Genomic DNA, 13,232 nt, shown 5'->3' on the forward strand with positions numbered 1-13,232 from the left:
CGGCCTGACGACAACCCTGAGCTCCCATACGGCTGAAAGGCCGTTCTAGTAATTAGGATCGTCGGGCATCGATTCTCATCGAGGCGCGGGGCCACCACCCCACTCAGACGCCGGATAGATGAAAGCAAGCCAGCCACGCATCAAAAACAGTATTGTAGAAAAGGGGGTAACCATAGATGTGGGAGCGGGCTTGCTCGCGATGCAGGCAGCGCGGTTTTCCAGATGTACCGAGTCGCTTCCATCGCGAGCAAGCCCGCTCCCACATTATTAGATTCCCGTTGCATCAAGACCGTGACGGCCTGAAAAAAACACCTACTCTAAAACGCAAAACGCCCAAGGTCTTTCGACCCTGGGCGTTTTTGTTGTTACTCGGTTAAGGCATCAAGGGCGATAGATAATCGCCGAGCCCCAAGACAGGCCCACACCGAAACCGCTTAGCGCCACACGCGACCACGAAGCGTCGAGTACGTGCTTTTCCAGCAGCAGAGGAATGCTCGAGGAAATAGTGTTACCGGTCTCGACCATGTCCTTGATGAACTTCTCTGGCTCTCCCTCGAAACGGCGCGCCACCGCATCGACAATTGCCGCACTGCCCTGATGGATACAGAAAGCGTCGATGTCTTCAGGCTTGAGGTCCGACTCGCTGAGCAACTCATGCAGATGGGCCGGTACTTTCAGCAGCGCGAAGTTGAACACCTGACGGCCATTCATGAAAAACACCCCGTCACTGACCTTCAGGTGCGGCGCGCCGGAACCGTCAGTGCCGAACTTGGCTTTGCCCAACTGCCAGGGAGCGTCTTCGCCCATCCAGGTTGCGGTGGCGGCATCGCCGAACAACATGGTGGTGTTACGGTCTTGCGGGTCGACGATTTTCGAATAAGGGTCAGCGGTTACCAGCAGGCCATTTTTCAGCCCTGTGGCTTCCATGAAGCCTTTGAGTGCATAGATCCCGTAAACGTAGCCAGAGCAGCCCAGGGAGATATCGAAGGCCGCGACATTAGTCGACAGACCCAGCTTGTCCTGGACGATGGCCGAGGTATGGGGCAGGCCTTCTTCGTCACCGTTCTGGGTGACGACGATCAGCACGTCGATAGATTCGCGCTTGAGCTCTGGGTTGTTCGCGAACAGCGCGTTGACCGCCTCGACGCACAGGTCGGAGGTTTCTTGGGCGGCATCCTTGCGCGGCAGAAATGCCGAACCAATCTTGCCCAGGATGAACTCTTCGTCTTTATCGAACTTCGCGCCCTGGGCGTAGTTATCAAGCCCGCTCGCTGGCACGTAACTGGCGATGCTTTTTATGCCAATCATTGTGGCTTCCCAATACTAAATAACTGGAGATCACCGCTCGCACGATCGAGTGGCGCTGACAATTAAGGAGGTTCACCGCGCAAAGATGCGCCGCAATTGGATGCCAACACCATGAAAATCGACCCTGCAGAGGCCCGGCATCCGTCCATCCTTTTCACACGATACAGTGAAGATGCGCTTTATGACTCATAGGTCACTCATTTTGCGTGCTTTGTGCAAAACCGCCAGCGCTGCAGACACCATCGACCAGGCGTTTGCGCACCCAACCGGCAAGCAAACAGAAGGCAGGACAGCAGGAAAATCCACGGGTTTGATGCAAAGAAAATCTAATGTAGGAGCGGGCCCGACCCGCCCCCACATCTGGACCTGTGAAACGCTGAAAATGTCATCACCTTAACTTAAGGGCATAAGCGCGGCTCAGAGCTTGCTGAACAGGCTCAGTTGGGCGATTTTCACAAAGGCCAGCTGCGAGGCTTGCAACAACGACTGCTGGAACGCCAGGTCGATGGACGCCTTCGCGACATCGGTATCGGCGATGGACGACTGGGTACTGGTGTTGGCCATGTCCAGACTGGTGTTCTCGGAGTCCTGGGTATCAATGGCGTTCATCCGCGCACCAATTGACCCGCGTACGTTATCGACATGATCAGTAGCATTGGACAGGTTGCCGATCGCCGCATTCACCGAGTCCTTGAGCTTGAGCTGAGCCACCACGTCGCCGTCGGACGGTGTTTCCAGCGCTTTACGCAGCTGGCCCAAGGTCTCCAGCGCGCTCTGGCTTTTATGGCTGCTGGCGCCGACCACAAATTGATCGCCCGGGTTCGGCGTGCCAGTGACGTCAAAGGTCACCCCGGCCTCGGTAATCGAGGTACCGGCCATGGTTCCCGTCGCGATGGCCTTGCTGTTGGCGCTCAAGGGCTGGGCGTAAACCGCATAGTCAGTGGCATTGGTGAATTTGATGACCGCGCCGCTGCTCGGGAAGGTGCTGGCGTAAGCCGCCTGGTTCGTCACGTTGGCCCCCGTCACCTGCGCGGTGGAGGTGTTGCTCGGGGTGCGCGAAGCATTAAAGCTGTCGGGCTTGGTCTGCAGTGTGAAGACATGCCCATTGACCGTCGCATCCGGGGTGGGATCGTTGTCCTTGAGATTGAGGCTGATATCGAAGGTCACCCCCCGCAGACTGATGCTCGATGACCCTTCCTTCTTCGAATCGAAAATCCCGTTGCCGGGGATTTCGGAGGTCACATCGGTGCCAGCGGCATCAGTCACGGTGTACTGGGTGCTGCTGGTGAACGCTACCGTATAAGGCTGCCCGGCAGTGAAGCCTTTTTGATAGGTCGAGTTCGAGGTCAACAAGCCAGCCGAGACCGAGACCGTGCCATCATTGATCGAGGGCGGCTGCAAGGTGGCCTGGGTGCGGCCCGAGTTGGGCGCCCCTTCCAGAATAGTCTTGCCGGTGTCATTGGAGGCTATCGACAAGGTATCCGACACCTGCAGGCTCAGCGGGGTCTCGTCACCCTGGTAGGTATAAGTACCGTCATTGTTGCGAACATAGGGTGGCGTCGAGCTCTTCGAACCGGAAAACATGTACTGACCCGAGGAGTCCTTGCTGTTGAGCAGGCCCATGACCTGCTTTTCAATCTGGCCGATCTCGCTGCCGATGGATTTTCGGTCTGCATCGCTGAGGCCACCGTTACCGGCCTGGATCGCCAGTTCACGCGCTCGCTGCAACGAGGTATTGACGCTGTCGAGCACGCTCTCTTCATTGCTCAGGGAGTTTTTGAGGCTGCTCATATTGCCGCTGAATTGGCCGAGCATGTCTTTCTGTTGTTGCAGCAGCAACAACTTGGCAGCCCCCACCGGATCATCCGCAGCGGTCTGGATGCGCACGCCGGAGCTTATTTGCTCCTGCGTCTTGACGATACTGGAGAAGTTATTCTGGTACTTGGCCGCGCTGGACTCGAAATACTGAGCGGTAGAAATTCGCATCGTCGACTATTCCCTTAAAGACTGTTGATCAGCGTACTGAAAGTTTCTTGCGCGGCTTTAATAATCTGCGACGACGCGGTGTAGTACTGCTGGAACTTGACCAGGTCAGCGGCCTCGTCATCCAGGTTTACCTGGGTCACCGAGTTTCGGCTGGCCTTGGCCTGAGTCAGAATCGCGCTGGTGGCCGTGTCGTCCACACTGGCCTGGCTGGCTTGCGCCCCCACGTGCTCCACCAGACGACTGTAGGCCGTCGTCAGGCTGACACCGGCATTGCCTGCGGTCACCCCCACCGTGGCCTTGGTCTGCAAATCGAGCAGCGCATTGGCGTTACGGTTGTCCGACTTGCCCTCGGCATTGAACGAGATGGTGTAGCTGTCGCCCTTGGCCGGCGAGCCGCCAATACTGGTATCGAAACTGAAGGTCTTGGGGTTGTTGGCGGCATCGAGGATCGGGTTTCCGGCGGGGTCAAGCATCGGCACACTGATCGTCAGATTGTTGCTCTGGCCAGGAATAATGCTGCCCGTGCCAATCTTCGTGCCCTTGGCGTCATAGACGTTGTAGGCCTGAGTGCCGCCACTGGCCGCGTCAAATGCCATCTTGACCGGCATCGAGTGCTCGATGGCCCCTTGTAACTCGGCCAGGCCTGCGCCGCTGTAGATATCCAGCGGAGTAGTCAAGGACGGCTGGGTAATGGTGCCGGTGCCATCATTGCCTGTGTTCCCGGTGGTCGACAGCGGCCCTGCAAATGCGAGTTTGCTGGCATCCGTCAGCGGGGCGCCGATGGAGGTCGCGCCGGCACGGGTTGGTACGACCTTGAAGCTGTCGCCAGCACGGAGAGCCCCGCCATTGAGTGCCAAGCTGAAGCCGTCGATCACCGGCGGCGGATTGGTCGACAGGTCGAACGCCCCCATGGCTTTACCGTCGGAGCGATTGACGCTGTACTGCGTAGCACTGCTGAAGGTGACGTTATAATCGTAGGTGGACAGCGCACTGGTATTGCTGATGCTGACATCCAGGTTACCGGAGCCTGGACTATTTCCATTCGCCGCAAGACTGCGCTGGCTGACGGCCCCCGGGCTGTTGATGTTGGAGAACAGCGCTGCGCCGAATTCACCATTGGCGTCCAGGCCTTGCCCCAACTGACTGTTGATGGCACCTGCAACCACTAGCGCGGTGCGCCCAAGATCGTTTATGGCCGGCGCCAGCGCATCGTCGCGATAGCGCAGCAAACCACCGATTTGCCCTCCGGTAATCACCGAAGTCACATCAGCGCTGGACTGGGGGTTCTTGATTTGAATGCTGTACTGGCTCTTGTCTACTGGACCTGGGCCCACCGACATCGTGTTAGTGCTACTGCCGAGGACCAGCAACTGCCCCGTCCCAAGCGAAATATCATAGTTGCCGTCGCGCTCGTTGACCGTCACGCCAACCAGCTCATTCAACGAACGAACCGCCTCATTGCGCGCATCCAGCAGGTTCGCGGGACCGCTGCCCGACGTCGTCGACTGGGTAATCTGCTGGTTCAGCGAAGCAATGGATGAAGCCAGCTGATTAACCTGCCCGGCCAAGGTGCCCAACTGGGCGTTGACGCCCTGGTTCTGCTGATTCAATTGCGACGATATGGCGTTAAAACGGTTACTCAGCGTCTGCGCACTGGTCAATAGCAACTGTCTGGACGACACATTATCCGGGGCCGCCGCCGAGGTCTGCAGCGAAGCAAAAAAGCTGCTCAGAACCGCACTGATGCCCGTGGACTTATCGGACAGAAGCTTATCAACCGTACCGATCTGGTCGAGGTACGCCTTGGTATCGCCATTGAGCGAGGTGGTGGTCTGCAACTGTTTATCGAGGTAGGCGTTATACACCCGACGCACATCCGCCAGGGTCGTGCCGCTGCCGATAAACACGTTACCGTACTGTTGAGAAGCACTGCTGCTCTGGACGGTTTGCTGACGTGAGTAACCCGCGGTGTTGGCGTTGGCAATGTTATTACCAACAGTGGCCAACGACGATTGACTCGCATTGAGCCCCGACATCCCGATATTGAGCAAACTCATGGTTCAGACCTTATACCTTATGTCTATAAAGGCGTGGTGGAAACGCCCGCCGCAGCGTAGTTCTGGTAACTCTTCATCTGCTTGGCTATCTGCGAAATCTTGCTTGCGTAGTCCGGGTCGGTTGCATACCCGGCTTTTTGCAACTCGCGTACAAATTGTTCAGGGTTATCGGCCGACTTCAGCACATCTTGATAGCGATTATTGCTTTGCAGCATGGTCACCAAGTCATGGAAGCTGTCCTGGTAAGAGTCATAGGAACGGAACTCAGCCGTCTCCTTGACCATCTCGCCATTTCTGAATTCGCTGGTGATTGCGCGGGCCTGAGGCCCCTGCCAACTGCTCGTCGCCTTGATGCCGAACAGGTTGTGACTGCTGGTACCGTCCTGCTGACGCATGACCGATTTACCCCAACCGGTTTCCAGCGCCGCCTGGGCCACCAGATAGCGCGGGTCGACGCCGATCCGTTCAGCCGCCTGCTGCGCCATTGGCAGCATGGTGGCGACGAAGTCATCTGCGGAACTGAACGCCTGTTTGGCCGGTGCCAATGGCGGCTGCGCCACGGCACGACCGTAAATCTGCATCCGCCCGCGTGGCGCGGCATAGCTTTGCGCAGCCTGCCAATCACCTTTGATCACCGCATCGGTGGCCGCGGTGGTGCGGTTCGGCAAGGTGGTTTTGTGGGTGGCCACAGACGCGGTCGCAGACGACGGCACTATCCCGGCCAACAAGCGATCGGTCAGCTTGCTCGGCAGCGACAGACGACGCTGATTGAGCAGCGCCATATCGTTATGCGCAGAACCATCAGAGGTTTTATGCGGATCAACAGCACGCGATGCCCAGAGCGGACGCTGGCCATTGAGCCGTGTCAGCGGTCCGCCTGTCGCACTGGTACCGGCGGCGATGGGCGTCGGCGTCCTGGCAACGTCAGTCGCACCGGGCAACGTGGTCGGCGCAGCGGCGGCGGTCGATTTGGTTTTCGACATCTGGCGCATCAGCACATCCGCGAGGCCGATACCACCGCCTTGGCGAGACATGGAAATCGCCAGTTGCTGGTCGTACATTTCCTGATACTGCTTGGCTGCCGGCGTGTTGAGCGGATTGTCCTTACCCAGCGTCTCGGTGGCCGAGCGCATGGACTTGAGCATTTCGCCGAGAAACAACGATTCGAATTCCTGCGCCACCTTGCGCATGTTCGCATCGCTGTTTTTGTCGCCGACCTTGAGCTGATTAAGCCGGTTGAGGTCGGAGTAAGCCCCCGAATCCCCACTGGAAACCAGACCGCTCTTGCGAATATCCATGGCCGCTACCTCAAATCACGATCAGGTCGGCTTGCAACGCGCCGGCCTGTTTCAAGGCTTCGAGGATTGCCATCAAGTCACCCGGCGCTGCGCCGACCTGGTTCACCGCTCGGACGATTTCGTCCAGCGTGGTGCCCGGACCGAATTTGAACATTGGCTTGGCTTCTTGCTGGGCATTGACCCGCGAACGCGGCACCACTGCCGTTTGACCGTTGGACAGAGGTCCTGGCTGGCTGACAATCGGGTCTTCGGTGATGGTCACGGTCAGGCTGCCGTGGGTCACGGCGGCCGGTGAAACCTTGACGTTCTGCCCGATCACGATGGTGCCAGTGCGCGAATTGATAATGACCTTGGCCACCGCCTGACCCGGATCGACTTCGAGGTTTTCCAGGATCGACAGGTAGTCGACGCGCTGGCCAGGATCCAGCGGCGCAGTCACCCGAATCGAACCGCCATCGATGGCCTGAGCGACGCCAGGGCCAAGCAAATTATTGATCTTGTCGACGACGCGCTTGGCGGTAGTGAAGTCTGAACGGTTGAGGTTGAGGGTCAGGCTGTTGCCCTGATTGAAACCGCTCGGCACCGCACGTTCGACAGAGGCACCACCTGGAATCCGGCCGGCCGATGGAACGTTGACGGTGATCTTCGAACCATCACGACCTTCAGCATCAAAACCACCGACCACCAGATTGCCCTGAGCGATGGCGTAGACGTTGCCGTCAATACCTTTGAGCGGCGTCAGCAGCAAGGTGCCGCCACGCAGGCTCTTGGAGTTACCGATGGAAGACACGGTGATATCCACCAGTTGCCCCGGCTTGGCGAACGCCGGCAAATCCGCACTGATCGATACCGCTGCGACGTTCTTCAACTGCACGTTGCCGGAGCCTGCCGGCACCTTGATGCCGAACTGCGACAGCATGTTGTTGAAGGTCTGCAAGGTGAACGGGGTTTGCGTGGTCTGGTCGCCCGTGCCGTTAAGCCCGACGACCAGGCCGTAGCCGATCAATTGGTTGGAACGTACGCCCGAAATACTCGCGATATCCTTCAACCGCTCGGCATGAGCGCCGAAGGCTGCAGTCAGCAACAGCATGGCCGCCATCAGGTGCTTGAAATTCAACATGGGAAGTTTCATCACCTAGAAAGGGAACAGCGGGCTGAGGAAGAAACGGTCGAACCAACCTGGCTGACTCGCATCGGCAAACGAACCGGTACCCGAGTACGTGATGCGCGCATCGGCGATCCGGGTCGAAGACACAGTATTGTCGGTGGCAATATCGTCAGCCCGCACCAGACCGGCAATCCGCACCAGCTCGTCACCGGTATTGAGGGTCATCCACTTCTCGCCGCGCACAGCGATGATGCCGTTAGGCAATACGTCGGCGACGGTCACGGTGATCGAACCGGTCAGGCTGTTGCCCTGCCCCGCCTTACTGTCACCCTTGGTCGCGCGGTCACCGCTGTAGCTGGCGTCCAGACTCAAATCGCCACTGCCCAACGGGTTATTGGTGTTGGGCACACCACCGAACAGCGAGGACAGGCCAATGTTGGTCTTGCTGGTCTTGGCCAGTTGCGAGTTGGCATTTTTACTGGCTTGGGTTTTCTCGTTCAGGGTGATGGTGATGATGTCACCGACCCGGAACGCCTTGCGGTCGCCGTACAGGTTCTGCTCGAAACCGGCCTGATAGATCGAACCATTGTTCGCCGCAGCAGGCAATGGTGTGCGCGGCAACACCGGCGCGTAGTAAGGGTCATTGGGCTTCGGCGTCGGGGCAACACAGCCCGCGAGCACAGCGATCCCACTCAGTGTTAGAACAGAAACAAACCGATTCATGACCCTACCTCACGGTGTTGCAGGCGACCTCAGGCCGCCTCATAGACTTGATTACAGATTCTGCGTTAAGTGCGAGAGCATCTGGTCGGCGGTGGAGATCACCTTGGAGTTCATCTCGTAAGCGCGCTGAGTGGTGATCATGTTGACCATCTCCTCAACGGTGCTGACGTTCGAGGTTTCCAGGGTGTTCTGCAGCGTGGTACCGAAACCGTTGAGGCCTGGCGTACCAATTTGCGGCGCGCCGCTGGCAGCAGTTTCCAGGAACAGGTTGCTACCCACCGCTTGCAGACCGGCCGGGTTGATGAAGTCGGCAGTTTGCAGGTTGCCGATCACTTGCGACGCAGCGCTACCGGCGGTGGTGATCGAAACGGTACCGTCCTGGCCTATGGTGAAGGTTTGCGCATTGTTTGGAACGACGATCGCCGGCTCCAGAGCGAAGCCGTTGGCCGTCACGATCTGGCCGTTAGAGTCCAGGTGGAAAGTACCGTCACGGGTATAGGAAGTCGTGCCATCGGGTTGCAGGATCTGGAAGAAGCCGCGACCGTTAACGGCCATGTCCAGCGGCTGCTCGGTGGTTTGCAGGCTACCGGCGGTGAAGTTCTTCTGAGTGCCGACAATGCGCACACCGGTACCCACTTGCAGGCCCGACGGCAGCGAGCTGTCCTGGGTCGACTGGGCACCAGGCTGGCGTTTGATCTGGTACAACAAGTCCTGGAACTCGGCACGGTCACGCTTGAAACCCGTGGTCGACACGTTCGCCAGGTTGTTGGAAATAGTCGTGAGGTTGGTGTCCTGTGCGGACAGACCTGTTTTGGCAACCCATAGAGCCGGAAGCATTTAATTCTCCTCGTGCGCCTGTTTTACGGCGCTACGTTCTGATAATTAGCTGATCTGCAAGACCCGAGCCATGGCCTGGTCATCGTCTTTGGCGGTGTTCATCATTTTGATGTGCAACTCGAACTGCTTGGACAGCGCCAGCACCGAGGTCATCTCTTCGACGGCATTGACGTTGCTCGACTCCAGGAAACCGGACACTACTTGCACGCTGGCATCGGCCTGCACCGGCTGGCCGTCCTTGGTGTGGATCGAACCATCCAGACCCTTGGTCATGTTTTTGAGGTCCGGTCTGACCAACTTGATGCGGTCGACTTCAGCCATTACCCGTGGGCCTTCGCCCATCGCACGGATACTGATGGTGCCGTCCTGACCGACTTCGATTTTCTGCTCTGGCGGCACGGCAATCGGTCCACCGTTGCCCATCACCGGCATACCGTTGCCGGCCCGCAGCACGCCCAGGGCGTCCACGTTCATGCTCGCGGTGCGCACATAACCTTCGCTGCCATCGGGAGTTTGCACGGCAATCCAACCGTCGCCGCTCACCGCCACATCGAGGTCGCGCCCGGTTTCCACCATGGCCCCGGCAGTAAAATCAGTTGCCGGACGCTCGGACAAAGCAAACGCTCGCGCCGGAAAGCTGTCACCAAACACCGGTATCGAACGCGCCTGCTCCAGGTCACGCTGAAAACCGTTGGTGGAGATGTTCGCCAGATTGTTGGCATGCGCCTTTTGCGCCAGTGCATTCTGGCTGGCGCCGGTCATTGCCACGTAAAGGTACTTGTCCACAGTCTTTCCTCTGTCTGCCGGACGTTTGCCGCCCACCGCTGTACTGCTGAGTCACAAGCAATAAGTGCACCAACTTTTTTTCTGGGGGCTTGGGGCAAGCAGACAAAGGACTTGAGGGGATCAGAGGGAATTTATGAATTGTGTCAAAGACGAAAAACCGGCGGAGTTATGCCGCTTGGTGGCAAATCGACCTGGGTACACTCTCAAGCGGGCACAAAACCTGTAGCAGCTGGCGAAGCCTGCGTTCGGCTGCGAAGCGGTCGTAAAAAGGTCCGACCTGATTTCGGATCAAACAAAGAGTCGCCTGTTGCTACGAAAAACCTGCGCATTAAACGGGATCCTTATCCCCCTTCCCCACCTCATACTCGCGCAACTTGTTGGCGATGGTGGTGTGGGAAACCCCAAGCCGCTTGCCCAATTGCCGACTGCTCGGATGCTCCGAATACAACCGTTCCAGCACTGCTTTTTCGAAGCGCCCGACAATCTCGTCCAGCCCTCCTTCCAGCGAAAAATCGCCAAGCGGTTGGCGCACGCCGTAGTCCGGCAAACGAATATGCTCGGCTTTGACCGTCCCCCCCTCACATAGCGAAACCGCCTGAAACAGCACGTTTTCCAACTGCCGAACGTTGCCCGGCCAATGGTAGTGGCTGAGCCGATCCATCGCCGCCGGCGCCAGTTTCGGCAAAGGGCAACCGATCTGTCGGCTGGCCTGATCGAGGAAGTGCTCCACCAGCGGCGTCAAACCGTCGAGGCATTCGCGTAGCGGAGGGATATGCAGGGACAGCACATTGAGCCGATGGTAGAGGTCCTGGCGGAATTCACCGCGAGCACACAACTCAGACAGATCGACCTGAGTCGCGCAGATCACCCGCACGTCCAGATAGACCTCTTCATCACTGCCGACCCGACGGAAACAACCGTCCTGCAGAAAGCGCAGCAGCTTGACCTGTAAGCGCGGGCTCATCTCCCCCACCCCGTCAAGAAACAGCGTGCCACCGGCCGTCAGCTCCAACAGGCCGAGTTTGCCTTCGGCCCGCGCGCCTTCGAAAGCACCTGGGCCATAACCGAACAGCTCGGTCTCGGCCATCGACTCCGGCAACCCCGCGCAGTTGAGTGCCATCAGCGGTGATTGCCCACGCGGGCTGGCCAGGTGACAGGCGCGCGCCAACAATTCCTTGCCGGTGCCGGTTTCGCCTTCGATCAACAGCGGCGCATCTAGCGGCGCCATGCGGCGCGCTTCGCGAACCACCGCAGCCATGACTTTAGAACTCTGGAAAATGCTGTCGAAACCGCGCAGTTCCTGCTTGCGCACATTGTAGATACGCTCACCGACCCGATCGGCCCGGTGCAGCGTCAGCACAGCACCGGCCATTGCTTCGCTGTCATCGTGCTCTGATTGCAGCGGCGCGATATCGGCCAAAAACACGTCACCCTTGACCTTGACCCGCAAGCCATTGATCCGCGACTTGTTAGCACGAACCAGCTCCGGCAAATCGAAATCTTCGGCATAGCGCGACAGCGGAATCCCCGGCACTTCATCCACCCGCACGCCGAGCAGCTGTGCAGCAGCACGGTTCGCCGCAACGATGGAGCCGCCCATGTCAATGGACAGCACCGGAAACTCCAGCGCACCCAACAGCGCGTTGAGTTCCATATGCCGACGTTCGCTGGGCATCAGTCCTACTCGCTTGACGCCGAACACACCGGCAATCGCCTCGAATTTCGGACGCAGCGCCTGGAACTGGATGTTGATCAGGTTCGGACAATGCAGGTAGATCGCGTTGCCATGCTCGCCGCCGACTTCGCCGCGGGCGACGTTGATCCCGTACTCCACCAGCAGGTTGAGAATGTCACGCAGGATGCCGATGCGGTTCTGGCAGTGGACTTTGATACGCATATAAAGGCCCGCAATTGGAAGGTCGAGAAAATGCCAGTCAGTTAAGCGAACGCTGCACCTTGTAGGAGCCGAGCTTGCTCGCGATGGACTTTAACGATAACGCGTGTTTTCTGAATAAACGCGTCGCCCTTGAGTTCATCGCGAGCAAGCTCGCTCCTACATCGGCATTAAGGCAAAGCCCGCCATTTTTTTGCAGTTTGGCTCAGTTAGTCGTCACGATTATGTGACAGTTCCAGGCCTTTTCAAACCGACAGATCTCAATGAGTATGGGATCCAGGCCTTTTCGTAACGAAAACTTTACGAAAAGCAGGGAAAATTCCTGCTTGCTCTCCAGCCGAGGTGCTGCAACTTGTTCTTCTCTGCGCTATCTCTATGGGCATAGCAGGACATAACAAGAACGAATCCCCTAGTAGGAGAGCAGCATGAAGCAGACGCACTACGTGGCTCGCGAGCCCGATGCGCAAGGTTTTATCGACTACCCCGCTGAAGAACATGCGGTGTGGAACACGCTGATTACTCGCCAACTGAAAGTGATCGAGGGTCGTGCGTGCCAGGAATACCTGGACGGCATCGAAAAAATCGGCCTGCCTCACGACCGCATTCCGCAACTCGGCGAAGTCAACAAGGTGCTCGGCGCCACCACCGGCTGGCAAGTCGCCCGGGTTCCGGCGCTGATTCCCTTCCAGACCTTTTTCGAATTGCTGGCCAACAAGCAGTTTCCGGTAGCGACCTTTATTCGTACCCGCGAAGAGCTGGATTACCTGCAAGAGCCGGACATTTTCCACGAGATCTTCGGCCACTGTCCGCTGCTGACCAACCCCTGGTTCGCCGAATTTACCCACACCTACGGCAAGCTTGGCCTGCAAGCCTCCAAGGAAGAACGGGTCTACCTGGCGCGGCTGTACTGGATGACCATCGAGTTCGGCCTGGTCGACACCCCGCAAGGTCAACGCATCTATGGTGGCGGTATTCTTTCCTCACCCAAAGAAACGGTGTACAGCTTGTCCTCGGAGCCCGAACATCAGGCTTTTGACCCGTTGGAAGCCATGCGCACGCCGTATCGCATCGACATTCTGCAACCGCTGTACTTTGTCTTGCCCGACTTGAAGCGCCTGTTCGACCTGGCTCATGAAGACATCATGGGAATGGTCCAGCGCGGCATGCAAATGGGCTTGCACGCACCAAAATTCCCGCCTAAGCCCAAGGCGGCTTGAGAACGACAGCACTCGCGG

10 protein-coding genes are annotated in these 13,232 nt (G+C 58.2%); 1 reads left to right on the forward strand and 9 read right to left on the reverse strand.

What is annotated here, in order from left to right:
- Positions 1-381: 381 nt before the first annotated feature.
- The 9 genes from ACZYSM_RS24510 to ACZYSM_RS24550 form a co-directional block, all read right to left on the reverse strand.
- Entirely contained in the window at positions 382-1,308 is a 927-nt protein-coding gene (locus ACZYSM_RS24510) for a ketoacyl-ACP synthase III (RefSeq protein WP_489075480.1), read from the reverse strand.
- A 417-nt stretch (positions 1,309-1,725) separates the two neighbouring features.
- Complete coding sequence (locus ACZYSM_RS24515; protein ID WP_489075482.1) at positions 1,726-3,294, reverse strand: flagellar hook-associated protein 3; 1,569 nt, start codon at positions 3,292-3,294, stop codon at positions 1,726-1,728.
- 14 nt (positions 3,295-3,308) lie between these two features.
- A complete protein-coding gene (flgK, locus tag ACZYSM_RS24520) occupies positions 3,309-5,351 on the reverse strand; it encodes a flagellar hook-associated protein FlgK (RefSeq protein WP_489075484.1) in 2,043 nt (680 codons plus the stop codon).
- A gap of 23 nt (positions 5,352-5,374) precedes the next feature.
- Positions 5,375-6,649, reverse strand: coding sequence for a flagellar assembly peptidoglycan hydrolase FlgJ (flgJ, locus tag ACZYSM_RS24525; protein WP_489075486.1), 1,275 nt, complete (start codon positions 6,647-6,649; stop codon positions 5,375-5,377).
- Between the two features lie 10 nt (positions 6,650-6,659).
- On the reverse strand, positions 6,660-7,769 hold the full coding sequence (locus ACZYSM_RS24530; protein WP_489075488.1) for a flagellar basal body P-ring protein FlgI: 1,110 nt from the start codon (positions 7,767-7,769) through the stop codon (positions 6,660-6,662).
- 15 nt (positions 7,770-7,784) lie between these two features.
- Positions 7,785-8,480, reverse strand: a complete 696-nt coding sequence (gene flgH, locus ACZYSM_RS24535; protein ID WP_489075490.1) for a flagellar basal body L-ring protein FlgH — start codon at positions 8,478-8,480, stop codon at positions 7,785-7,787.
- 51 nt (positions 8,481-8,531) lie between these two features.
- Positions 8,532-9,317 (reverse strand): flagellar basal-body rod protein FlgG, encoded by a 786-nt coding sequence (gene flgG / locus ACZYSM_RS24540; protein WP_489075492.1) that lies wholly within the window; start codon positions 9,315-9,317, stop codon positions 8,532-8,534.
- 45 nt (positions 9,318-9,362) lie between these two features.
- Complete coding sequence (locus ACZYSM_RS24545; RefSeq protein ID WP_489075494.1) at positions 9,363-10,103, reverse strand: flagellar basal body rod protein FlgF; 741 nt, start codon at positions 10,101-10,103, stop codon at positions 9,363-9,365.
- Between the two features lie 328 nt (positions 10,104-10,431).
- Positions 10,432-12,000 carry a sigma-54-dependent transcriptional regulator gene (locus ACZYSM_RS24550; RefSeq protein WP_489075496.1) on the reverse strand — a complete coding sequence of 523 codons (1,569 nt, stop codon included), beginning with the start codon at positions 11,998-12,000 and terminating at the stop codon, positions 10,432-10,434.
- A 422-nt stretch (positions 12,001-12,422) separates the two neighbouring features.
- On the opposite strand from ACZYSM_RS24550, the gene phhA reads away from it, so the two are divergent.
- Positions 12,423-13,214, forward strand: a complete 792-nt coding sequence (gene phhA / locus ACZYSM_RS24555; RefSeq protein ID WP_489075498.1) for a phenylalanine 4-monooxygenase — start codon at positions 12,423-12,425, stop codon at positions 13,212-13,214.
- The last annotated feature ends 18 nt before the right edge of the window (positions 13,215-13,232 follow it).

This window comes from Pseudomonas sp. F220 (assembly GCF_057813935.1).